This is a genomic window from Idiomarina solivarensis (assembly GCF_033052755.1).
Lineage (GTDB): Bacteria > Pseudomonadota > Gammaproteobacteria > Enterobacterales > Alteromonadaceae > Idiomarina.
Genome location: NZ_JAVFHZ010000001.1, coordinates 629,032 through 652,962 on the forward strand (window position 1 = coordinate 629,032; position 23,931 = coordinate 652,962).

Annotated in this window: 26 protein-coding genes; 6 read left to right on the forward strand and 20 right to left on the reverse strand. The window is 45.4% G+C overall.

The window, feature by feature from the left end; genetic code table 11:
* Window positions 1–82 precede the first annotated feature (82 nt).
* From lpxB to rpsB, 14 genes are all read right to left on the reverse strand, one after another.
* The gene (gene lpxB / locus RBK99_RS03100; protein ID WP_317503174.1) at window positions 83–1,222 is read right to left on the reverse strand and encodes a lipid-A-disaccharide synthase; all 1,140 of its coding nucleotides are present in this window, start codon (window positions 1,220–1,222) and stop codon (window positions 83–85) included.
* Complete coding sequence (lpxA, locus tag RBK99_RS03105) at window positions 1,222–1,989, reverse strand: acyl-ACP--UDP-N-acetylglucosamine O-acyltransferase (protein WP_317503175.1); 768 nt, start codon at window positions 1,987–1,989, stop codon at window positions 1,222–1,224. Before lpxA ends, lpxB begins: the two co-directional genes overlap by 1 nt.
* Window positions 1,990–2,445 (reverse strand): 3-hydroxyacyl-ACP dehydratase FabZ, encoded by a 456-nt coding sequence (gene fabZ / locus RBK99_RS03110; protein WP_317503176.1) that lies wholly within the window; start codon window positions 2,443–2,445, stop codon window positions 1,990–1,992.
* A gap of 14 nt (window positions 2,446–2,459) precedes the next feature.
* Window positions 2,460–3,485, reverse strand: a complete 1,026-nt coding sequence (lpxD, locus tag RBK99_RS03115; RefSeq protein WP_317503177.1) for a UDP-3-O-(3-hydroxymyristoyl)glucosamine N-acyltransferase — start codon at window positions 3,483–3,485, stop codon at window positions 2,460–2,462.
* A 3-nt stretch (window positions 3,486–3,488) separates the two neighbouring features.
* The gene (locus tag RBK99_RS03120; RefSeq protein ID WP_317503178.1) at window positions 3,489–4,004 is read right to left on the reverse strand and encodes an OmpH family outer membrane protein; all 516 of its coding nucleotides are present in this window, start codon (window positions 4,002–4,004) and stop codon (window positions 3,489–3,491) included.
* Between the two features lie 46 nt (window positions 4,005–4,050).
* The gene (gene bamA / locus RBK99_RS03125) at window positions 4,051–6,552 is read right to left on the reverse strand and encodes an outer membrane protein assembly factor BamA (protein WP_317503179.1); all 2,502 of its coding nucleotides are present in this window, start codon (window positions 6,550–6,552) and stop codon (window positions 4,051–4,053) included.
* Between the two features lie 31 nt (window positions 6,553–6,583).
* On the reverse strand, window positions 6,584–7,939 hold the full coding sequence (gene rseP / locus RBK99_RS03130) for a sigma E protease regulator RseP (RefSeq protein WP_317503180.1): 1,356 nt from the start codon (window positions 7,937–7,939) through the stop codon (window positions 6,584–6,586).
* Window positions 7,936–9,129, reverse strand: a complete 1,194-nt coding sequence (gene ispC, locus RBK99_RS03135) for a 1-deoxy-D-xylulose-5-phosphate reductoisomerase (RefSeq protein ID WP_317503181.1) — start codon at window positions 9,127–9,129, stop codon at window positions 7,936–7,938. The genes rseP and ispC overlap by 4 nt, the downstream gene beginning before the upstream one ends.
* A 4-nt stretch (window positions 9,130–9,133) precedes the next feature.
* On the reverse strand, window positions 9,134–9,997 hold the full coding sequence (locus RBK99_RS03140) for a phosphatidate cytidylyltransferase (protein ID WP_317503182.1): 864 nt from the start codon (window positions 9,995–9,997) through the stop codon (window positions 9,134–9,136).
* 3 nt (window positions 9,998–10,000) lie between these two features.
* Window positions 10,001–10,774 (reverse strand): polyprenyl diphosphate synthase, encoded by a 774-nt coding sequence (gene uppS / locus RBK99_RS03145; protein ID WP_317503183.1) that lies wholly within the window; start codon window positions 10,772–10,774, stop codon window positions 10,001–10,003.
* 82 nt (window positions 10,775–10,856) lie between these two features.
* Window positions 10,857–11,414: a ribosome recycling factor gene (frr, locus tag RBK99_RS03150; RefSeq protein ID WP_317503184.1), complete on the reverse strand. Its 558-nt coding sequence runs from the start codon at window positions 11,412–11,414 to the stop codon at window positions 10,857–10,859.
* Window positions 11,415–11,445: 31 nt separating this feature from the next.
* The gene (pyrH, locus tag RBK99_RS03155) at window positions 11,446–12,180 is read right to left on the reverse strand and encodes a UMP kinase (protein ID WP_317503360.1); all 735 of its coding nucleotides are present in this window, start codon (window positions 12,178–12,180) and stop codon (window positions 11,446–11,448) included.
* Window positions 12,181–12,283: 103 nt separating this feature from the next.
* Complete coding sequence (tsf, locus tag RBK99_RS03160) at window positions 12,284–13,162, reverse strand: translation elongation factor Ts (protein ID WP_317503185.1); 879 nt, start codon at window positions 13,160–13,162, stop codon at window positions 12,284–12,286.
* A gap of 15 nt (window positions 13,163–13,177) precedes the next feature.
* Window positions 13,178–13,906, reverse strand: coding sequence for a 30S ribosomal protein S2 (gene rpsB, locus RBK99_RS03165; protein WP_317503186.1), 729 nt, complete (start codon window positions 13,904–13,906; stop codon window positions 13,178–13,180).
* A gap of 286 nt (window positions 13,907–14,192) precedes the next feature.
* Between rpsB and map the strand changes: the two genes are divergently transcribed.
* The 3 genes from map to dapD are packed head-to-tail and all read left to right on the forward strand — an operon-like array spanning window position 14,193 to window position 18,473.
* Window positions 14,193–14,981 carry a type I methionyl aminopeptidase gene (map, locus tag RBK99_RS03170; RefSeq protein ID WP_317503187.1) on the forward strand — a complete coding sequence of 263 codons (789 nt, stop codon included), beginning with the start codon at window positions 14,193–14,195 and terminating at the stop codon, window positions 14,979–14,981.
* Window positions 14,982–14,999: 18 nt separating this feature from the next.
* On the forward strand, window positions 15,000–17,639 hold the full coding sequence (gene glnD, locus RBK99_RS03175) for a [protein-PII] uridylyltransferase (RefSeq protein WP_317503188.1): 2,640 nt from the start codon (window positions 15,000–15,002) through the stop codon (window positions 17,637–17,639).
* Between the two features lie 9 nt (window positions 17,640–17,648).
* On the forward strand, window positions 17,649–18,473 hold the full coding sequence (gene dapD, locus RBK99_RS03180) for a 2,3,4,5-tetrahydropyridine-2,6-dicarboxylate N-succinyltransferase (RefSeq protein WP_317503189.1): 825 nt from the start codon (window positions 17,649–17,651) through the stop codon (window positions 18,471–18,473).
* A 3-nt stretch (window positions 18,474–18,476) separates the two neighbouring features.
* On the opposite strand, the gene truC is transcribed toward dapD, so the two are convergent.
* Together truC and RBK99_RS03190 are read right to left on the reverse strand one after the other, a co-directional pair.
* On the reverse strand, window positions 18,477–19,187 hold the full coding sequence (gene truC / locus RBK99_RS03185) for a tRNA pseudouridine(65) synthase TruC (RefSeq protein ID WP_317503190.1): 711 nt from the start codon (window positions 19,185–19,187) through the stop codon (window positions 18,477–18,479).
* Between the two features lie 2 nt (window positions 19,188–19,189).
* Complete coding sequence (locus RBK99_RS03190) at window positions 19,190–19,534, reverse strand: YqcC family protein (protein ID WP_317503191.1); 345 nt, start codon at window positions 19,532–19,534, stop codon at window positions 19,190–19,192.
* Between the two features lie 93 nt (window positions 19,535–19,627).
* Between RBK99_RS03190 and RBK99_RS03195 the strand changes: the two genes are divergently transcribed.
* Together RBK99_RS03195 and RBK99_RS03200 are read left to right on the forward strand one after the other, a co-directional pair.
* On the forward strand, window positions 19,628–20,659 hold the full coding sequence (locus RBK99_RS03195) for a DUF3549 family protein (protein ID WP_317503192.1): 1,032 nt from the start codon (window positions 19,628–19,630) through the stop codon (window positions 20,657–20,659).
* Entirely contained in the window at window positions 20,659–20,970 is a 312-nt protein-coding gene (locus RBK99_RS03200) for a DUF3301 domain-containing protein (protein ID WP_317503193.1), read from the forward strand. The genes RBK99_RS03195 and RBK99_RS03200 overlap by 1 nt, the downstream gene beginning before the upstream one ends.
* On the opposite strand, the gene RBK99_RS03205 is transcribed toward RBK99_RS03200, so the two are convergent.
* From RBK99_RS03205 to RBK99_RS03220, 4 genes are all read right to left on the reverse strand, one after another.
* Window positions 20,941–21,255 carry an Mpo1-like protein gene (locus tag RBK99_RS03205; RefSeq protein WP_317503194.1) on the reverse strand — a complete coding sequence of 105 codons (315 nt, stop codon included), beginning with the start codon at window positions 21,253–21,255 and terminating at the stop codon, window positions 20,941–20,943. The two genes, RBK99_RS03200 and RBK99_RS03205, sit on opposite strands and share 30 nt — an antisense overlap.
* Window positions 21,252–21,941, reverse strand: coding sequence for a GNAT family N-acetyltransferase (locus RBK99_RS03210; RefSeq protein WP_317503195.1), 690 nt, complete (start codon window positions 21,939–21,941; stop codon window positions 21,252–21,254). Before RBK99_RS03210 ends, RBK99_RS03205 begins: the two co-directional genes overlap by 4 nt.
* Window positions 21,942–21,974: 33 nt before the next feature.
* Window positions 21,975–22,355 carry a DUF3192 domain-containing protein gene (locus tag RBK99_RS03215; RefSeq protein ID WP_317503196.1) on the reverse strand — a complete coding sequence of 127 codons (381 nt, stop codon included), beginning with the start codon at window positions 22,353–22,355 and terminating at the stop codon, window positions 21,975–21,977.
* A gap of 141 nt (window positions 22,356–22,496) precedes the next feature.
* Window positions 22,497–23,045 carry a SecY-interacting protein Syd gene (locus tag RBK99_RS03220; protein WP_317503197.1) on the reverse strand — a complete coding sequence of 183 codons (549 nt, stop codon included), beginning with the start codon at window positions 23,043–23,045 and terminating at the stop codon, window positions 22,497–22,499.
* 59 nt (window positions 23,046–23,104) lie between these two features.
* On the opposite strand from RBK99_RS03220, the gene queF reads away from it, so the two are divergent.
* Window positions 23,105–23,929, forward strand: coding sequence for an NADPH-dependent 7-cyano-7-deazaguanine reductase QueF (gene queF / locus RBK99_RS03225; RefSeq protein ID WP_317503198.1), 825 nt, complete (start codon window positions 23,105–23,107; stop codon window positions 23,927–23,929).
* The last annotated feature ends 2 nt before the right edge of the window (window positions 23,930–23,931 follow it).

The window sequence follows — 23,931 nt, forward strand, 5'->3', positions numbered from 1 at the left end:
GATTTCTATACCTACTATAATAGAATCAATTTTTTGGAATTATTAGCGCATAATTTGCTATTTTTCGTTCTAAAAAATAGAACTAAAGAAAGGAGTCTACAACGGTCGCCGCTTTATCGCTCGCCGAAACTTTTAATTGATGGTGTATCGCCGTAAATTGCTCTAACAATGCGGTATTGTCCTGTTCAATTAAACTAATCAAAGCGCGTTCTATAGCTTCTTCTGACGCATCAGATTGAGCCAACTCAGGCACAATCTCTTTACCTGCCAAAAGATTAGGCAAAGAAAAGAAAGGTGCGTGAAATAAACGTTTAATAATCTGATAAGACAACCAATGAAAACGGTAAGCAACCACCATTGGGCGTTTAATGAGCATAGCTTCAAGCGCAACCGTTCCAGATGTCAGCAATAAATAGTCAGCGGCGGCCATAACTTTTCGACTTTCGCCAACAGGCGTGCTGATATTGAGCCTGGGACTGTATCGCTCAACCAATTCGTTTAATTGCTGCGCCCGCTCTTTACTTATCATTGGGGCAATGAATTGCAGGTTAGGGTATTTGTCCGCTAATTTATTCGCAACTCGCAAAAACACAGGGGCCATTCGCGCAATCTCGCCCTGGCGACTTCCAGGTAAAATAGCCAGATACAGTGTTTTTAAATCCAGTCCAAGTGCTTCTCTGGCTTGTAACTTATCCCATTGCATAGGAATATCATCCGCCAGGGGGTGGCCAACAAAAGTCGCAGGGAGATCGTGCTTATCGTAGAATTCTTTTTCAAAAGGCAGTAAGCATAGCACGTGGTCCACAGCCTTTTTTATGCCTTTGATTCGGCCTTCCCGCCAAGCCCAGACAGACGGACTAACATAATGAATGGTAGAAATACCGGCTTTTTTCAGGCGGGTTTCAACCGTCAGGTTAAAATCTGGTGCATCAATTCCTATCATCACATCGGGTTTTTGTGAGATAAGGTAGTCTACTAAACTCTTTCTATGCCTCAACAACTTAGGTAATTGCTGAAGCACTTCGGCAATCCCCATAACCGCCAAATCGTCCATAGCAAAATAGGACGCCATGCCCTGTTCTGCCATTAACGGTCCGCCAACACCAATAAAGATTGCCTCTGGGTGGCGTTTTCGAATTGCCTGCATCAGTCCCGCACCAAGTAAATCACCTGAATGCTCGCCGGCGACAAGCGCTATTCTAGGCGGGTGATTGTTGCTCATTACGGACGAATTATGCCTCGTGAACTGTTTTCAACAAATGCAGTGAAGCCGTCCAGAACCGGTTCGTTCAAGGCCACAATACTTTCCAATGCTTCATCTACCGTCATTCCAGAGCGATAGAGTATTTTATACGCGCGCCGAACATTCTGAATTTGTTCGGTGGTATATCCTCGGCGCTTAAGGCCTTCCGCATTAATGGTTCGTGGTTTCGCGTTATGCCCCTGAGCCATGACAAAGGGAGGAATATCCTGAACCACAATAGAGTTCACCGCAGCAAAGCAATGAGAGCCTATATGGCAAAATTGGTGTACTCCAGTCATGCCACCCAAAATCACCCAATCGCCAACATGAACGTGACCAGCCAAAGTAACCTGATTCGCGAAAATATTGTCATTACCAATGATGCAGTCGTGAGCGACATGCACATAAGCCATGAACAAATTATTATCGCCAATTTTAGTTAAGGAGTTGTCTTGTATCGTACCACGGTGGATAGTCACCGACTCTCTGAAAACGTTATTGTCGCCAATAACAAGCTCGGTCGGTTCACCATCGTATTTTTTGTCCTGGCAGTCCTCGCCAACTGAAGCGAATTGGTAAATAGTATTGTTCTTGCCAATGGTTGTCGGACCTTTCAAAACAACATGCGAACGGATATCGCAGTTGTCACCAATAACAACGTCAGGGCCAATAACAGTCCATGGACCAACACTGACATTAGCACCAAGTCTTGCACTGGGATCAATAATTGCGGTTTCGTGAATCACTTAAACTTCTCTTCTTGCACAGATAATTTCAGCAGTACAGGCAACGGCACCATCAACTTCAGCTCGTCCGGTAAACTTCCATATACCGCGACGTTCTTTTTCGAAAGTAACGTAAAAATCGACAGTGTCTCCCGGGATAACCTGCCGCTTGAAACGTGCATTATCAATACCAGCAAACAAGTACAGATCGTTCGCACTTTTTTTACTTTCTGTAATTTTAAAACCCAGTAAACCGCACGCCTGAGCAATAGCCTCCAGAAGCAAAACACCAGGAAAAATAGGTTTTCCCGGAAAGTGGCCATTAAACATCGGTTCGTTGAAACTGACGCTCTTAATAGCATGGAGATAGTCTTTCGAGTTGGTCTCGATAACTCTATCTATTAATAAAAACGGATAACGATGAGGTAATAGATCCAGTACCCCTTGAATATCAAATCCTGATTCCGTAATTTTCAAACCTTTCACCTTACTCAGTTATTATCGTCAGCTTGCTTTTCCAACGTTTTAACACGCTTAAAGAGATCGTCCAGCTGACGGAACCTTGCTCCATTACGTCGCCACTCTCGGTGCCCGCTGGCAGGAATGCCTGACGCATAAACACCGGGCTCAGTGATTTCTTTAATGACCATAGCAAATCCCATAATTTGCACATCGTCGCACACACTAATATGCCCATTAATGGCTGAAGCACCGCCAATCATACAGCGCTTACCAATACTACAACTACCGGCTAGCACCGTACAGCCAGCTATAGCCGTATCCTCATCAATAAACACATTATGGGCTATTTGACATTGATTATCGATAATACAGCCCGATGAGATGATTGTGTCATCTAGCGCCCCACGATCGACCGTCGTACTGGCACCAATTTCAACATTGTCTTTAATTATTACACGACCCAACTGAGGAATTTTAAGCCATTTCCCGTTTTCCGGGGCCCAGCCGAACCCGTCCGCTCCAATAACTGCGCCGGAGTGAAATAAACAATGATTACCAATAACACATCGGTGATAAATTTTTACTCCGGACCAAAGTGTACAGTCGGAGCCAATCTGAGTTTCAGGACCGATATAGCAGTGTGTTCCAATACTGGTGTTGTCGCCAATGACGGCATCATCATCGATAACAGCGTACTCACCAATACTGACGTTATCACCAATTTTAGCCGATGGAGCTATTTTAGCTGTGCCTGCAATACCTCTAGCAGGCTTAGGCGTGGTATCTAATAATTGTGCAATCCGTGCAAAAGCAGCGTAAGGATTATTAACCCGAATCACATTCTTCACAACGTTGCTGTCGTCTTTTTCTGAGACGATGACAGCACCGGCAGATGTCGTTTCCAATTGACCTTTGTAACGACTGTTCGCCAAAAAGGCAATAGCGTCACCTGTAGCAGACTGCAAGGTCGCCACGCGCAAAACGGGGAGCTGCGAATCTCCTCGCACCTCCCCTCCCACATGGTCAGCCAACTGCTGCAATGTGTATTCTGCCATAACTTAGTTACCTGAGGTCATTTTCTCAACAACTGCGCCAGACAAGTCATTATCTGCTTTCATGTAAGTCACTGCATTACTCTCAAGAACCATGTCATAGTCTTTTGATTCTGCTACAGCAGTAATCGCGTCTTGAACTTTTCCAAGCAACTTGTTGCGCTCTTCGTTTTGACGGCGACGAGTATCTTCCTGTAATGCTTTACTCTTAAGCTGTGCTTGAGAGATAGTTTGTTCCAGTTCACGCTCTAACTGAGTTTTCTCGGAAGCTGACATGATAGACGCGTCACGCTCTTGTTTCTGGCGCAGTTCTTGAATTTTTTGTTCAAGTCGACGCATCTCTTCAAAGCGATCCTGAAATTCATTTTGCAATTGCTCAGAGATTTGTTCACGTTGTGGTAACTGCTGGAATACTTCCATCATGTCGACCACACCGATTTTTTGCTGAGCTTGTGCGGCACCTGCAAAAAGTGCGGTTGAAACTGCTACAGCTGCTGCCGTTGATTTAATTAACTTTTTCAAAATAAAACTCCTTCATATAAATTTAAACTGTTTATAATTATTATTATCAGAATGTGGTTCCGATATTAAATGAGAATATTTGCGTTTCATCACCTTCAACCTCTTTCAGAGCCCGGCCTAAAGAGAAGGTTAACGGGCCCATAGGAGAGATCCACTGTACTGATACGCCAGCCGACACCCTAAAGTCACCGGGAGAGCTATAATCAGTTAAAGGTTGAGGACTTGTGTTCTCTATATCCTTATACCTATCGTAGTCGAATTCAGTATCCCAAACCATACCAAAATCTACAAACACACTGGTTCGTATACTATTTCTCATACCTTCATCAACAAAAGGCGTTGGTACTATCAACTCCAAACCACCAGCCACTTTCGCATTACCACCTAACGAATAGTTGTTTTGAACAAATAACTGCTGGTTACCTGTTTCTGAACTATAGTTTGGCGTTGGTAAGCCGGTAAAGTCCGGTATACCTTCGGAGTTAATTGATTCAGGCACAACATAGATCGCTCGCGGACCCACGGTATTTGGTTCAAAACCACGCAAATCCCCTTGACCACCGATACGGAAATATTCCCAAAACGGCAAGAGATAATCATTGCCTGCATCATCTTCCCCGTAACCGTTACCATAACCCAAGCTTAATCGAGTAAGGAATGACCACTGATGGTCACGACTCAACGGGTAATAATGGTTATATTCATAATTGAACCGGAAATATTTTACGTCACTAAAGGGTGCTGAAATTTCAATACCGGCACGTTGCATAGAACCACTTGTTGGGAAAGTTCCACGGTTTAGAGTGACACGTGACCAACCGGCATTCACATCATAAATATTAAAGTTAATCGGCTCTTCCGGGTTGTTATTATCTAAATACGACCGGTAAAACTGTTTAATTTGTTCAATGCTCTGATTTTGCGAATTAACGCTAACTTCCTGATTTTTATAGCCAATACCTAAATTAAGGCGGTTAACTTCATCAATAGGAAAGCTAAGGCTCGATGATAAACCATAGGTTTTTTGATTATAGTTCACCAAGTTTTGAGCATTACCAGCATCAAACTCACTCATGTAAACTTGGCCCGACAGACCGACACCATTCATAGTGAAATAAGGGTCTGAATAAGACAGGCTAATGTTTTTATTAAAGCGACTGGTACTGATATTAAAACCAACCTGGTTACCCGTACCTAAGAAGTTCTTTTGCTGAACACCTGCATTTAACTGCAAACCTGAGTAGTCACCATAACCGATACCCGCATTAAAGGAACCGGAAGGTTGCTCTTTCACTTTATAGACAATATCAACCTGATCTTCGCTGCCTTCAACCCGTTCCGTTGACGTTTCTACCGTTTCAAAGAAGCCCAATCGTTCCAGCCGGACTTTACCTTGCTCAATGTTGCTGTCAGATAACCAGGCACCTTCAAGCTGGCGCATTTCGCGTCTTAAAACTCGATCTTTGGTTACGCCATTACCCTCAAAGCTGATACGCCGAACATAAACACGTTTACCCGGGTTAACCGAGAAGGTTATTTTAACCGTTTTGTCTTCATCGTTGTGTTCCGGAATAGCACGGACTTCTGGGTAAGCATAGCCATAGCGGCCGTAAAAACGACTGATCATATCTTCAATATAGGTCACTTGGGCGGCGCTGTAGAGGGTCCCTTCTTTAATCGTCGCAATCTTCTCGACCAGCTCACCGTGCCCTTTCAAATCACCAATAACATCGGTTCCACTAACATTATATTTGTCACCTTCCTCAACATTAATGGTGATATAAATGCCTTCACGGTCCGGCGTCATAGAGACTTGTACCGATTTAACCTGGAATCGCAAATAACCCCTATCGCGATAAAAAGACTCCAGGGTTTCTAAGTCACCACTGAGCTGCTGCTTCTGATAACGCTTTTCACCGATAATATTCCACCAGGGAAGATCATCCCGCAACTCGAAAGCATTCAGGATTTGTTCGTCAGAAAAAGCCTCGTTACCCACAACGTTGATTTGCGCTATTTCCGCCGCGTCGCCTTCTTCGAAGTTCATTTTCAGCTCAACGCGGTTCCGAGGTAACTCAATAACCTCCACATCAACCGATGCGTTGTACTTACCAACACTATGATAGAAGTCTTCTAAACCTTTCTCTATACCCGAAATTGTCGTTCTGTCGAGCGGCTCGCCGGTAACAATATTATTGTCTTTTAAGCTTCCCTCAAGCTGCTCGTCTTTAATATCGCTATTGCCTTCAAAGGTGATTTCAGCAATTGTCGGACGCTCACTAACCGTGAAGATTAATGTCTTGTCGTCCCGACGTGCATCGATATAGTCAAAGTGAGTGGAAGAATACAATGAACGAATGGCGCTACGTATCTGTAGCTCGCTCACTTCATCGCCAACCCGAACAGGGATATAAGTTAACGCCGCACCTAAAGCGACACGTTGCAATCCTTTAACTTCAATATCCTGAACAACAAATTCGTCTTGTGCGTAGGCTGGTGCAACTGCACCTGCAATCATGGCACTCACTAACAGCTTTTTAAACGTCATTATCACTAGCTACTTATTGTTAATTCGTGACTCAGAATGCGAAACGGGCGATGTCATTTGATATTGCTAACGCCATCAACGCGAATACCAGCACCCCACCAATCCTATAGCAAACGTCTTGCACTCTTTCGGATACCGGCTTACCTCGTACCCACTCAATGCTATAGAACATTAAGTGACCACCATCTAGAACCGGTAAAGGTAATAAATTAATAATCCCTAAATTGACACTCAATAATGCCAAAAAACTTAAAAAGTAAACAAACCCATTACTGGCGCTGACTCCAGCACCTTCAGCGATACTCAACGGTCCCGCCAGGTTCTTTACAGAAACATCTCCGGTCAGCAGTTTACCTATCATTTTCACGCTAACAACCATCAATTCCCAAGTTTTTTCTGCGCCATTCACCAAGCCACTGAAAAAACCGTATTGATGGGTGAAAACATAATTATCAGGTAACGGCTCCGTTACCGGAACAACGCCGAGGTAGCCTATGACAGCGTTTTGAGTTTCTCGTTCCCCTATCTCAACAGAAACTTGCCGTTCACCCCCACTTCTCTGAACCGTAAACACCACTTCCTGCCCTGCTGACTGGGCGATAATTTCGCGTATTTTACCCCAATCATCAACGCTTTTCCCGTCAATATGGGTAATTTTATCGCCCTTTCTCAAGCCACCCACATCGGCCGGTGAGCCACTTTCAATTTGGCTAAGTTCGGTATAAACCTCCGGCTGGTAAACCGCTATACCTAAGCTCCCAAAGGTGGACTCAGTCTCCGGATTAAACTGCCAGCCAGTTAAGTCCAGCGTTCGCTGAACTTCATTTCCTGCCTGGGTTCGTAAGGTTAGAACCGCTTTATCATCCCCAATAGCTGACATTAACCCTAACTGTACTTGTTGCCAGTCATACGCTTCCACGTCGTCGACAGAAAGAATCTCACTGCCGCGTTCTAAGCCAGCTTCGGCCGCTATCGACCCCTGTTCTATCTTACCAATAATCGGCTTTACGGTCGGAACACCAATACCAAACATTAACCATAAAACGCCAACTGCTAATACGAAATTAGCTATTGGCCCTGCTGCTACTATGGCAAATCGTTTATAAACCGACTGTGCGTTAAAGCTCACATCACGATTGTCTTCAGTGACCTCATCGATGCGTTCGTCCAGCATTCGAACATAACCACCAAGAGGAATAATTCCCAGTTGATAGACTGTGCCGTCTTTCCCCTGACGTTTCCATAGAGGTCGACCAAAACCAACAGAGAACGTTAAAACTTTTACCCCACAGCGACGAGCTACCCAAAAATGACCAAACTCGTGAAAAGCAACTAAAATCCCCAGAGTCACAACAAAAGAGAAAAAATACCATACTGCATCTATCACTGTGCGTACTCCTGCAGCCACTTATTTGCGGTTAAGCGCGCCTGCTTATCTACTGTCATCAGGGTCTGCAGGCTATCAGCTTTAGTTGCTGGTAGCGACTGCAATACCGAGTCACAAACTTTTGCGATGTCCGTGAAGCCAACTTGTTTGTGCAAGAACGCAGAAACAGCGATTTCATTAGCTGCATTTAACGCTGTTGTTGCCCATTGACCTTCCCAACACGCTTCTATAGCCAGCTGGAGACATGGATAACGCTTTGGTTCAGGCTGTTTGAACGTTAACTGGCTTATCTGTGTAAAATCGAGCCCCGCAACACCACTCTTTAAACGCTCGGGATAACCAAGGGAATGAGCTATGGGAGTGCGCATATCGGGCTCTCCCATCTGCGCCAGGACTGAGCCATCAGTGTACTGCACCATAGAATGAATAACACTCTGCGGGTGGATGACCACTTTGAGCTGTTCGCGGGAACAATTAAACAACCAACGGGCTTCAATATATTCCAACCCCTTATTCAACATCGTGGCAGAATCGACGGAAATTTTTTGTCCCATTGACCAGTTTGGGTGCTTACAAGCAGCACTTGGCGTTTGTTCAGCCAGTTGATTAATAGGTAAGTCTCTAAATGGTCCACCCGATCCGGTAAGCAACAAATAGTCAATGCCATGTTCGGCTAACGACATGGTACCAACCTGTTGCTGTGCAGCCTGAGGTAAGCACTGGAAAATGGCATTATGTTCACTATCTACAGGCAAAATTCTTGCCCCTGATCGCTGAGCATGATCTATAAAAAGTTGCCCACTCATAACCAACGCTTCTTTATTGGCTAATAAAACATCTTTACCTGCATCAATCGCAGCAAGCGTAGGTGCTAACCCAGCAGCTCCCACAATGGCAGCCATAACCACATCCGATTCATCGGCTAAACTAATATCTGCTAACGCCTGTGGGCCATAGAGAACTTGCGTTGATACTTGCTTTCCCAAGCGATTCTTAAGCTCTGATGCAGCACTCTGCGAGCCCATAACAGCAAATTTCGGGCGATGTTGTAAACAGAGCTCAGCCATGGCATTCGCCTGACTATGCGCAGTTAACGCGAAAACCTGAAAGTCCTCCGGGTGCCGGGCAACAACATCCAGAGTGTTTTGACCAATGGAGCCTGTTGCCCCCAAAACAGTAATTCGCCGCATAGGTTTAATGCAAAAACTCCAGGTAAGCTAACGTAAAAATAGGCACTGCTGCTGTAAGACTGTCAATTCGGTCAAGAATTCCACCGTGCCCCGGTAAAATCGAGCCACTGTCTTTCACTCCGGCGCTACGTTTGAACATACTTTCGTTTAAGTCACCGAACACTGATGCCACCACAGTAAACAAACCAGTCAAATAATAGCCAGTAAATTGTTCAGCAGGAATTTTTGTCCAATGCGAAACCACCATCATGACCACAAAAGCTAATGTAACACCACCGCATAAACCTTCCATGGTTTTCCCCGGACTTACCGCTGGCATCATTTTGTTGCGGCCGTAACGAACACCCGCAAAATAAGCGCCAACATCAGCAGCCCAAACCAACAGCAAGATAAAGAGTACAACCCAACCGCCAAAAAAGCGTGATTCATCAATATCAATAGAGCGAACAGTGACTAGAGCAGCCCAGGTAGGCACGAAAATCAACAAACCGAAAACACCGACAATAGCCCGGGTTCTCGACCACATACGTCGGCTGGATGGGTAGTTTACAATCATAGCCAGTGCCACGACCCACCAAACACCACCCGCTAATATAGTGTAGTAAATGATGCTTGAAAGCTCGCCATCACGCCACAAATGTTCATAAGGAGCCAACCAGGACAATACACCAATAATGGCTCCAACAAATAAGGTATAAGCAATACGCGCTGATATACGACGGACACCCATCAGTGGAGACCACTCCCACGCACCCAGCATTAAAACGGCTTGGATGAACAAAGAAAAGCCCCATAACGGCAACATAAAAACACCGTACAATGCCACGGGTACCAGCACTAATGCTGTAATAATGCGTTGTTTTAGCAAGTGTTATTCCTCAATCCGAGTTTCTATGCCTTGCATGAGCACGGTCAATTGATCGCTCGTCAGTCCGAAGCGACGTTCCCGTTGAGCAAAATCAGTAATGGCCCGGGCAAAAACAGTATCATCAAAGTCAGGCCACAGTACTGACGTAAAGTACAACTCCGCATAGGCTAACTGCCACAACAGAAAGTTACTAATACGTCGCTCACCGCCAGTGCGAATGAGTAAATCCGGCAGCGGTTGGTCAGCCATCATTAACTCAGCTGCCAGGGCCTGTTCAGTTATATCTGAAGGCTCCATTTCCCCGCCTTTAACTTTATCAGCCAATTTACGACTGGCTTGCGTGATATCCCACTGACCACCATAGTTTGCCGCAATATTCAGGGTTAATCCGCTATTGCTTTGCGTTTTTTCTTCCGCTTCATTCATTCGTTTCTGCAGACGCTTTGAAAACGCCTCTTTATCACCAATAATACGCAAGCGAATATCGTTATCATCTAATTTCTTAATTTCGCTTTTTAGTACCGACATGAATAACTCCATCAATACTGAGACTTCAGTGGCCGGGCGATTCCAGTTTTCGCTACTAAAGGCGAACAGAGTCAGTGACTCTATACCATTGCGTCGGGCAAAGGCTACGGCTCTACGAACAGCCTCAGCTCCCGCTTTATGGCCAAAGGTTCGTATTTTACCGCGTTGTTTCGCCCACCGCCCATTGCCATCCATAATAATGGCAACGTGTTTGGGTACTAACTGCTCTATTGACGGTAATTCTTTCATTCAATCTGCCGTAAACATTAAAAAACGCCGTGCGAGTATACCTGACACGGCGTCATAGACCAACGCAGAGGGGCTTTGATGGTTAAATTTCCATCAAATCCTCTTCTTTTGCTTTCAGTGAATCATCAATTTGCTTGACGAATTTATCTGTCAGCTTTTGAATCTCATCTTCAGCACTACGTTCGTCATCTTCCGTAATCTCTTTTTCTTTAAGCAAGTCTTTAAGATCGCCATTAGCATCACGACGAATATTACGTACTGCTATTCTGCCCTGTTCTGCTTCTGCACGCACAATTTTAACCAAATCGCGGCGGCGCTCTTCAGTCAGTGGTGGCAATGGAATACGTATAACCGCCCCTGCTGAAGCCGGATTTAGCCCCAGATCAGAGTTAATAATCGCCTTTTCTACCGCTGCAGAAGCCGACTTATCAAATACAGTCAACGCCAGAGTTCTCGAGTCCTCGGTAGTAATGTTCGCCAGTTGCTTCAGCGGTGTGTCGGTGCCGTAATAGTTCACCATAACGCTATCGAGGATACTCGGATGAGCACGGCCCGTGCGTACTTTTGACATTTGACTACGCAATGATTCCACACTTTTTTCCATGCGATCTTTAGCGTCTTCTATAATTTCTTTTATCACTGTCTTATACCCTTATATTCAGTAACGGCAATTACTCAGCATCTTTACTGATTAGTGTACCTTCTTCTTCACCCATAATCACGGCTCGTAAAGCACCCGGCTTATTCATATTGAACACCCGGATTGGCAGAGCGTGATCACGTGCCAAAGTAAATGCCGCTAAATCCATAACTTTTAGCTGTTTTTCTAGTATATCATCGTAATTGATGTGCTTATACAAAGTCGCTTCCGGATTGCTGACCGGATCATCTGAGTAGACGCCGTCTACCTTCGTTCCCTTAAGTACAACCTCGGCTTCAATTTCGATACCACGTAAGCACGCGGCTGAATCTGTGGTAAAGAATGGGTTACCTGTTCCTGCAGAAAATATCACAACACGACCTGATTTTAGCAAACTAATGGCCTCTGCCCAGTTGTAACTGTCGCAGACACCAGTTAATTCAATAGCCGACATTAAACGTGCATTAACAAAAGCACGGTGTAAGGCATCGCGCATCGCCAAGCCGTTCATTACCGTTGCCAGCATCCCCATGTGGTCACCCACAACACGGTTCATACCGGCTTTTGCTAAGCCTTCTCCACGGAATAAGTTTCCGCCGCCAATGACCAGGCCTACCTGAACCCCAAGTTCAACCAACTCTTTAATTTCTTGCGCCATACGATCAAGCACTTTGGCGTCAATACCAAATGGCTCGTCGCCCATAAGGGCTTCGCCACTGAGTTTTAACAATATGCGTCGATAACTGGGTTTCGGATGGGTGCTCATCATTGCCTCTACTCTTTCCTTTAGTTTAAAAAAAACCGCGTCCTGAACGCTCAAGACGCGGTTTATCATTTTTTATATCATGGGGCTGGTCGAGACCACGCTATTAGCCTTTGCTCGCTGCCGCCACTTGTGCCTGAACTTCAGAAGCAAAATCTTCTTCTTTACGCTCAATACCTTCACCCACTTCAAAGCGAACGAAAGTAACAACATCAGCACCAGCTTTTTTCAATAACTCACCAACAGTCATTGATGGGTCTTTCACGAAAGGCTGACCTGTCAGGCTGATTTCGCCGGTAAACTTACGCATACGGCCTTCAACCATTTTCTCAGCGATTTCTTTCGGCTTACCGCTCTGCATTGCGATATCAACCTGAATTGCGCGTTCTTTCTCTACAACTTCAGCTTCCACGTCTTCAGGTTTAACGAATTGTGGGCTGCTTGCTGCAACGTGCATACATAAATCACGAGCTAAGTCTTCGTCGCCACCAGTAAGTGCAACGGCAACACCGATGCGGGCACCGTGTGTATAAGTTGCAACAACATCGCCAGCTTCAAGCGTGTGAACACGACGAACGTTCATGTTCTCACCAATTTTAGCCACTAAGTCTTCACGAGTTTTTTCAACCGTCTGACCATCGATGTCCGTTGCTTTTAATGCTTCAACGTCATTTTCTTTGTTAGCGAACGCAGCGTTAATGATTTTGTCGCCGAAAGCCAGGAAGCTGTCATCACGGGCAACAAAGTCAGTTTCACAGTTCAATTCAACCAACGTTGCCTGGTTACCTTCAGATTTAACCAGAATAACGCCTTCGGCTGCTACACGGCCTGCTTTCTTAGCTGCTTTTGCCTGACCGCTTTTACGCATCAGGTCAATTGCCGCTTCCATATCACCATCGACTTCCTGCAATGCTTTTTTGCAGTCCATCATGCCAGCGCCTGTGCGCTCGCGCAGTTCTTTTACTAGAGCTGCTGTAATTGCCATGATTCTATTCCTCGATTATTCAGTTGCTTCGACGAAATCGTCAGCGTCTTTCGCTTCAACTTGCGCAGTACGTGCTTCTTTTACCGCTTCAGCAGCAGTATTCAAGTATAATTGAACCGCACGAATTGCATCATCGTTACCTGGAACAATGTAATCAACACCGTCTGGGTTAGAGTTTGTATCCACTACAGAAACAACTGGAATGCCCAGGTTGTTCGCTTCTTTAATAGAGATGTGCTCGTGATCAGCGTCAATTACAAACAGAACGTCTGGTAAGCCGCCCATGTTTTTAATACCGCCTAAGCCTTTCTCTAATTTTTCCATTTCGCGAGTGTTTACCAAGGCTTCTTTCTTGGTCAGTTTCTCGAAGGTGCCGTCTTGGCTCATGGTTTCAAGATCTTTCAGACGCTTGATTGATTGACGAACCGTTTTCCAGTTAGTCAACATACCACCTAACCAACGGTGGTTCACATAGTATTGACCACAGTTAATTGCTGCTTCTTTAACCGCTTCTGCCGCTGCACGCTTGGTACCAACAAACAGGATTTTTCCTTTGTTTGAAGCAACATGCTGCATGTAGCTCAACGCATCGTTGAACATAGGCACAGTTTTTTCGAGGTTAATGATATGAATCTTGTTACGTGCACCAAAAATGTAAGGTTTCATTTTTGGATTCCAGAAACGAGTTTGGTGACCGAAATGGACACCTGCTTTGAGCATGTCACGCATTGACACGTTAGCCATAATATTTTCCTTTTTAGGGGGTTAAGCCTCCATACATCCCATAAGCCGACTTGTTCTTAGACAAGCACCCCGCCTTATGTGTCGATGTATGTGTGGATTATAATTTACATACAAGTTTACTTTGTTGGCATTAAGGCCAAAAAAGCGTGCGTTTTATACCATAAAGCTAGGCGCCACACAACAAAAACCGTTAGATAAGTTACGCTTTGACCCTCCTCAAAGATAGCGAATTTTATCAGTCACTGTTAAACTGTCGGCTTTTCCAGCAGTCATGGACAGGAAGAGAATGACCATCTCAATAAAGACACCCGAAGAAATCGAAAAAATGCGCGCTGCGGGTAAGCTTGCCGCCAGTGTGCTTGAAATGATTGGTGAATATGTGAAGCCCGGTGTAACCACCGAAGAGCTTGATGATATCTGTCATAAATACATCACGGATCATAACGCCTACCCGGCGCCTTTAAATTATCACGGTTTTCCCAAGTCTATCTGCACTTCAGTTAACCACTGTGTCTGTCATGGCATTCCTGGACCCAAAAAACTGAAAGATGGCGACATTATGAATATTGATGTCACCGTAAAGCTGGATGGTTACCACGGCGACACATCAAAAATGTTTGTTGTGGGTAAACCATCAATTATGGCTGAACGCTTAATTAGTGTGACGCAGGAGTCGCTTTATAAAGCAATAGAAATGGTTAAGCCCGGCATTAAGTTAGGTGACTTTGCCGAGGTCATTCAAAAGCACGCTGAAAGCCACGGTTACTCAATAGTCCGCGAGTATTGTGGTCACGGTATCGGCTCTGTCTTCCACGAAGATCCGCAAATTCTCCATTATGGTGAAGCTGGCACTGGCGAAGAGCTTAAGCCCGGCATGTGCTTTACCATTGAACCTATGGTTAATGTCGGTAAGCGTCATACCAAGTTAATGAAAGACGGTTGGACCGTATTAACCAAAGACCGTAGTCTAAGCGCGCAATGGGAACATACGCTATTGGTAACCGAAAACGGTGTCGAAGTACTGACATTGCGCAGTGATGAGTCTAATTTAGCGCGCGTTATCGAGCATAACTAAACTACAGCAAGGGGCATTATGGCAAACCTTCATCAGGATAAAGATTTTCACGGCCGGTGGCCTGATAAAAAACGTGCCCCCTGTATTAAAGACTACAAAGCCCTTTTAGAGAGTTACCAAAACTGGTCTGCGGCGCGTTTTGTTACAGCCGATATCGACGAATTAGTGCATCACCGCGCGACGTTCTTTGATCAGCTCATCTGCCAGTTGTGGTTTCAATTTAAACTGGAGAACGAACCCGCCAGCATCTTAGCTGTCGGCGGTTATGGCCGTGAAACGTTGCACCCCGGGTCAGATATCGACTTACTAATTTTAATTGGCCCCGAAAGCTCTGAAGCCGAAGCTAAACTATCGGAAAAACTCGGGCAACTGATTACCTTTTTATGGGATCTTCATCTGGACATTGGCCACTCTGTCAGGACCGTGGATGATTGCTTCAACCAATCGGAAAACGATATCACGATTGCCACCAACCTTATTGAAAGTCGTTACTTAGCGGGCTCAGAAACACTTTATAATGAGTTTCACCAGCAGCTTTTAAACGACTTCCCCTGGTCAAGCAGAGACTTCTATCAGGCCAAGCTTAACGAGCAAAAGCAGCGGCATCAGCAATACCATAGTACGTCCTATAATCTTGAGCCCAATATCAAATCTAGCCCCGGCGGTTTACGCGACATTCAAACGGTAGGCTGGATTGCCAAACGGCATTTTCGTACTCATTCCGATGAAAACCTCGTTGAGTACGGTTACATGACTGCAGACGAATTCGTTGAGCTTCGTGACTGTATGAACTGGCTTTGGCGTATTCGCTTTGCCCTGCACCTCGAAGCAGGCAAACGAGAAGACCGCCTACTCTTCGACTTTCAACCCGGTGTTGCTGTCCGGTTAGGCTACGGTAACGACGGTAAAGCATCAGTAGAAACCATGATGAAGGATTACTTCAAAGTGGTTTTGCGCGTTAGCGAACTTAACCAGATGTTATTGCAATTTTTCCATCAGGCCATATTGGGAACTCAGGACTTACAACACGCCGAACATATTAGTGATGACTTCTCTGTGGCAAATGAATTATTAACCGCTCGTCACGACAAAGTATTTGAAGACCACTGTAATATTATCCGGGCGTTTGTGTGCATCGCAGAACACCCTCAAATTAAGGGTATCCATTCAAATACCATTCGCTTGCTCAGAAATGCCCGAGCTCAGTTAAGCGAGCCTCTGAGTCATGACGCCGAATGCCGGGATTTGTTCAATCAGCTCATTCAACACCCCAGAGGCTGTGGATTGGCCTTTGCGCTTATGCATCATCACAGCGTATTAGCCAGTTACTTATCTCAGTGGCAACAGATTGTCGGACAGATGCAATTTGACCTCTTCCATGCCTATACAGTAGACGAGCATACCTTTCGTTTAGTCAGAAACTTATACCGCTTTAGCGACGAGGAATTTGAAGACCAGTTCCCTTTATGCGAAAAGTTAGTGGCGCAAATGGATAGACGCTACTGCTTGTATTTGGCAGGTATTTTCCATGATATAGCGAAAGGTCGCGGTGGCGATCATTCAGAATTAGGAGAGATGGATGCCCGCAACTTCTGTCATCAACACGGTTACGACGAAGAAGATGCAGAACTGGTGGCCTGGTTGGTAAGGCATCATTTAACCATGTCTGTGACCGCGCAAAAAAGGGACATTCATGATCCCGAGGTGATACAGGACTTTGCAAACCAAGTGTCGACGCTAGAACGACTCGATTATCTTTACTGTCTGACCGTGGCTGATATTCGCGCGACTAACCAGTCGCTATGGAATAACTGGAAAGCTACCCTGCTGGAAGAGCTGTATAACGCTACCTCCTATTTGTTGCAGCAAGACAGTAATAAGCCGACATTAGATATTCGGCAAAAAATTCATGAAACTAAAGCCAGCGCGATGGCACTGCTGTTAAGTGCTGGGTTTGAAAAGGCTGAAATTCAGGCTTTATGGGGCCGTTTTACTGTCGATTACTTTTTCCGTCATACTGCGGAGCAAATCAGCTGGCACTCGCAACATATTTTAAACTTGCCCACCGACCAGCTGCCACTCATTCTGATTGGCGATGAGAACAACTACGGCACAACCGAGCTGTTCATTTATCATCACGAAGAGAGTCATTTATTTGCCTCTGTGGCGGGAGTTCTGGATAGTCAGCAACTCAATATTCTGGATGCACAAATTCTTGCTACCCGCGATGGCTTTGTCATGGATACTTTTGTCGTTTTACAACGAGACGGTAAACCGTTAACAGAGCCTCTACGCATTGAAGAAGTAAAACAGCAACTGCTGGACGTTTTGCATAAACGGATCCCGGTTCCAAGTACAAAACGTCCGTTGTCACGCCGCATGAAGAACTTTTCGGTGGCAACCGAAGTGGCTTTTATCCCCAGCAAACATCACGGTCGTACAACTTTTGAATTGGTTACACTGGACAGGCCCGGGCTTATTGCTAAACTTGCGGCTATTTTGCAGCAGCAAAACGTAACATTACTCGCGGCTAAAATTACTACCATCGGCGAGCAGGCAGAAGATTTATTTATTGTCACAACAGAGCAGCAAACTGCTTTGAACGAAGAACAGAAAAAGACATTAAAAACACAAATTATTAGAGACCTGGAGTTTTAAATTCTTATCATGGATAACATAAAACAGCGCATTATTAATGCTTTTGAACAGCGTGACCAAATTAACGCTCGGACAGACGACGACGATTTACGTGAAGCCGTCCGCTATGTCATAGACGAAATTGACCGCGGAGAATTGCGCGTTGCAGAAAAAGTTTCCGGGGAATGGATAGTTCATCAATGGCTCAAAAAAGCCGTTCTGTTGTCATTCCGTTTAAACGATAATGATTTAATCGAAGGCGGTGAAACTCGTTTCTGGGATAAAGTTCCGGCCAAATTTGCAGATTACGATAGTGCTCGTTTTCGCGCGGAAGGCATGCGCGTTGTGCCGCCGGCCATGGTACGCAAAGGAGCATTTATTGGTCGCAACGTGGTGGTCATGCCCTCATACGTTAATATCGGTGCTTATGTTGGCGAAGGAACTATGGTCGATACATGGGCCACTGTTGGGTCCTGCGCCCAAATTGGTAAAAATGTACATTTATCCGGCGGCGTCGGTATCGGTGGTGTGTTAGAGCCGCTGCAGGCCAACCCAACCATCATTGAAGACAACTGCTTTATTGGCGCGCGTTCAGAGATTGTCGAAGGCGTTATTATTGAAGAAGGTGCCGTTATCTCGATGGGCGTTTACATCGGCCAAAGCACACGCATTTACGATCGCGAAAACGACCGTATCCTCTATGGTCGAGTGCCTTCCGGCTCTGTTGTCGTACCCGGCTCATTACCTTCTGCAGATGGCACTCACAGCTTGTACGCCGCTATTATTGTGAAACGAGTTGATGCTAAAACCCGCGCAAAAGTAGGTATCAACGCCTTGCTACGCAGCGCTGAATAGCACTTATTTAATGAAAGGCTGTTGAAATTCATCCGGCAGTGGTACTTCCAAGTTCATTGGTTCACCACTGACCGGATGGTTAAAACCAACCCCAGTTGCCGCTAACAACAGACGATGGCAGTTAAAGTGAGAACGGAAGAAGTTATTATGTCGCCCGTCGCCATGGTTGGTATCGCCAACAATAGGATGTCTGATATGCGCCATATGTCGGCGTAATTGATGTTTACGCCCAGTTTCCGGCTGCAGTTGCACCAAAGAGTAGCGAGTTGTCTCATGCTTCTTACTGACTTTATAAGGCAATTCAACTTGCTTTAAGCAGGTAAACCGCGTTACTGCGGGCTGTCTTTCTTTATCGGGATCGGCGTCTGCGTCAGCTAGCTTATCCAGTTCTTCTTTTAACGCGTAGTCAATGATACCACTGACAGGCGCATAACCCCTTACAACAGCATGATAGGTTTTGTTTACCTTGCGTTCAGTCAGCTGCTCGGTCATTACACGGGCAACGTCACTGTTCAAAGCAAAGATTAATAAGCCGGACGTCGGCCTGTCCAAACGGTGAACCGGATAAACATGGCAGCCAATCTGATTACGCAGCATTTGCATCGCAAATTCCCGCGCACCACTGGCAATACGACTTCTATGAACTAATAAACCGCTGGGTTTGTTGATGATGGCAAGGTGTTCATCTTGATAAACAATTTCTAGCTCACTCACCGTTATACGTCTTCCTGAAAAGGGTCAGTTCCACTTAATAAAACATCGAATTCGCGTATTAAGGCAATAAGCTGTTCATACTGTTCTAATTCACAACGATACGTATGCGCTGCCATCGGGCTTACCGCTATTCCTTCAGGTAAAGGTCGTTGACTGTCCACCAGAGCCCACATCCGTGGCAACATAATAAATTGCAACCATTGATGAAATTCCAGCGTATCAACAGCAAAAGGCTGTTGGCTTTCCAGCGCCTGCACCGGTGGCTGATGAGACTGCCATAAACCAAGACTGTTCAATTCACGCTCTATTCTATCCAGCAATCGAGCGGCTTTCTGATACTGCTCCATATCAGACTCCGTTACCACATCATTGTATAAACCGATATAATGGCGTCATAGTGATTTAATACGCCATAAAATTCAAGAAAAAAGGGAGCGCCTGTGTCAGTACCGACCATCACCACCTTGGGTGAATTTTTGCAAGCCGGCCAAACAGAATATAAGATTTTTGATATTGGCAGATGTCTGACTGAACTGTCTCGGGATGAGTTTGCAGCCATTGAACAACAACAACGCCCCTACCCTTACCCAATTGCCCGGCAGGCTCAACTGGCGATATTGTTCCAGCATAAGCAGCATGATCAACAACCCTTTATTTGGTTTTTACAGTTTCCTCTGGACGAGCGCGGCCTGCTGAATTTAGCGGCCCGTAACCAATACCTGGAATACGTTGTGAGTGCATTAGGTCACGAAATAACCGGGGCAATGACCGAGGAACAACAAAAGCAGCTGCAGCAAAATCCTTATCTGCTCACTCCAAATGAACAGCAGCGTGCAGCATTACATGCGCGTGTTCAGCGTCAACAAAAGCTATCACCTTCTATTCATTTTGAAACAGCGGAAGCCTATTTAAAACAGCCTTACGCAGGTATTGAGTGGCAGCAAATTGGCTTACAAGGCCTACATGACTGTGCGGCCAGACTAGAGCAGTTGCCAGAGTTAAGCCAAGCCATTGCAACCGAATTCGCGAACTATCCTGAGGCCGTCAGGCAGCGACTTGCGGTCGCGCTTGAACAGCAGAAGATTACTCCGCCAATACAAAACTCACTCCTCCAAAACCTGGAGAGCAGTGATGCTCAACTTTGCACTGACAGTTTAAGGGCCCTGGCGTCCGCCACGGATCACCCTCGGGTACGTAAATTGATAAACGATTTAGTACCCAAAGCGACAGCTGATCAATTGGTTGTTATCGCTGCCAGGCTGTGGCCAGTACTTAGCGAAGAGCGCAGCCTACTATGTTATTTAGACGCAATAGCCGCCCTGGATAAAGCGCTTTTTGATGCCTTATTTCAGGATATTATTGCGTTACCCGACATACGGCCACTGCTGCTCTCTATTTTGGCACAACAAAAACAATCAGAGGCCGTTGGCCAGGCCCTCAATAGATTAAAACAACAAACTCAAGGCGCCTAATGAACTTACTGAATGTCATTATTTTTCTGGTTTTAGCAACCGCAATATGGGTTTTCTGGCAGCACCGTCAACAATCGGAAAGCGCGCAAAAGCACGCATTGTTTTACTGTAAGCAGCAAGGATTGCAATTTTTGGACATTCGCCGTGAGGATACCCGGTGGTCGTTTAAGGGAGCTCAGCCCGGTTGGCGAAGTACGTTTAAAATGGGCTTTAGCAGCGACGGTGAAACCCGCTACGAGGGTGACCTGACCCTTCATAACCAACGTTTGGTTGGCGTCCAGTTACCGCCTTTTCGCGTTCCCGGTCAATAACTTCACCCAGGCATCTTTATACATAACCCAGTCACCCAGTAAACTGTACAAAGGATACTGAAAGGTGGCTGGTTTATTCTTTTCAAAGAGAAAATGACCGAGCCAGGCAAAGCCGTAACCGATAAGAGGCAACGCCAGTAACCACCAGTAATTCGCGCTCAATAACGCATATGCTAAAACGGCTAAAACCAGCGTGCTGCCAATGTAGTGCAACACCCTGCAGCGTTTGTCCGAATGCTCTTGCAAGTAATAAGGGTAAAATTCTTTAAAACTCGAGTAACTCATTGCTGCTGGCCTTGCTGACGTTGATAAAAAAGCACCTCACCCGGAAGCTTTTCAACTTCTATTTGAGCTTGTATACGATACCCTCTTTTTTTGAAAAACGCCTGATAATCAGAGCGAGTCACATAGACTGCTATTCCTTGTGATTCCGGATCTTCTTCGAAAACAGTTTTTGCTGCCTGAACAAGTAAGTGCCCTACTCCTTGCGACTGATACTGCGGCGCAACCGCAATAAACGCTAACATATGATAAGGCACGTCTGGCATGGCCTGTTGAATCAACCGTTCTTTTTCTAACACCTGGCGGGTACTTAAAAAGCCTGCCGTCAGCAGCATACTGATTCGCCAGTGCCAGAAACGTCCCGGCCCGAAACTTTTACCCGGGCGAGTAAGACAGGCGACACCGAGTAGCGTGCCGCCATCTCTAATACCAATAATCGGCTGTCCGCTTTCCCAAAAGGCATTCAGATCTTCCCGTATCGCAGCGCGTAAGCGCTTTTCGTAGTCGGGCTTATCTGCCCTAAAAATCTTTTGCAGCAACTCATCATCATAATAAGTTTGAAACAAAAGCGATGCCGCCAGTTTAAGATCCTCTGCTACAAGATAGACCAGTTGGCCCTGGACGTTCTCGCTGCTGTGCTCGCTAGCGTGATCTATTTCACTTTCTGTTTTTTCTGTCAGGCCCTGCATAACAACCACTGGTTAGTTTTTCATAGCACCAACTTAACTATTTTTCGGGATCCTGTCGAGCGCCATTTCTCCGGTTCCTGCCAAGGTGTTATCAATAAACACAACAGCGGTGCATTCATCACGAGTTGTCATACCATCAGCGTGTTTCCTTTGCGTGCGATAATACAAAACCTGATAATTATGCTGTTCGTTTTTCCATGAATCACTAAAGGCGGGCGTACCCAAGCGACTTAACGCTTCGTTGACAGAAAGTGATGGTGGTAATGCCGCAATAGCAGCTCTGTTTCGTTGTTCTGCCTGCTGACCTTCGTATTTTTCATTATCGCTGTCATAACTAGACTCTTTTACTACAATACAGCCTGATAACGTCAACGAACCAAGCAATGCAACGGCTAATAATGATTTTTTCAACATGTTACCTGTTCTCCTGAATAGTTTTATTAAATGAATACGCTTTATTATTTTTAGCAGTCCATTTAAAGCAAACTTCAGGCCAAAACTTAACCTATTGTTTTTTATGGGAATAGTATTTATTGGCTGTTTGTAACTTACTAATTAATCGCTATTTTCACTAACTTTAGGCCGGCAATCATCAAGCCAGTCTGATAGTGAACCCCCCAAAACTTCATGCTGATCCTTACCGACCCACTCAAGCCCGACCACGCCGCTTTGATTATCTATCGACAACAATAAATCATCGTTATCCGCAGCTAAGCCAATAAATACCGTTTCGGATTGCTTTAACTGGCGCTTCATCAGAATATGAGCCGCAATATTCTCTAATAACCGGTCACCGTCTTCAGCACTTTGAACTTGCAGCAAGTTAATTAAGTGATCTTGATAGGTCAATGCCAGATCCCCCGCATACCATCGACTAAACAGTGCTTTAACGCTGTCATGAAAGGTTAATTCTAAAGCGCTTTCCAGCTTACCGAACTGCAGCGGTTCTGGTTGCAGGCAGGGTGTCCATTCAACCGTATCTTCATCAATAACCGCGCCATAAATTGGGCTTTTCCACTCTTCAATATATTCCGTATAACGAACGGGGATCTCGTTTTCATAACGCGTCATTAAGGCATCAATTGATTCTTCAAACGTCTTCATCTGGTACTTACACCCAAGAAAATTTACAATAACCGCATTGTACTTGCGGAGCGACTCAAATGCCAAAGAAGGACTCACTCGACCATTTATCTTTAGGTCAAAGCACAGATTACCCGAATGAATACGATCCAAAGCAATTGCAGCCGGTACCTCGTTCACTAAATCGTGAACCTATCGGTATTACCGGAGAACTTCCTTTTTCCGGCGTGGACTTCTGGACTGGTTATGAAATTTCCTGGCTAAACACCAAAGGACTCCCCCAAGTTGCAATCGGTTACTTCGAAGTGCCGGCAGCAAGCCCGAACCTGGTAGAGTCAAAGTCTTTCAAACTTTACCTAAACAGTTTCAATGACTCTCATTTTGACTCGTGGGAGCATGTTCAACAGCTTATGGAAGCAGACTTGTCAGCCTGTGCCGGAGCATCTGTTAGAGCCACCCTAAAGCCTTTATCTGAGGTAAAGGATGCCTCCATTTCAACCTTTCCGGGCCAGTGCATCGATAATCAAGATATTGCAATCTCACATTATGATTATCAGCCTTCATTGCTCGCCATAGAAAAGGGTGAAACTGAAGAGAAAGTTCACAGCCATCTCCTGAAGTCTAATTGCTTAATCACCAACCAGCCGGACTGGGGATCGGTCTATATTCATTACCAAGGGCCGAAATTGGATCATGCAGCGCTGCTAGCCTACCTTGTCTCTTTTCGACGCCATAACGAGTTTCACGAACAATGCGTCGAACGTATCTATCAGGACATAAAAGCGCTAGGTATGGAAAAGCTGACGGTTTATGCTCGTTATACACGTCGGGGGGGATTGGATATTAATCCATTTCGTTCCGATTTTGAGCCAGCGCTGCAAATGCAGCGCATGGCCCGACAATAAAC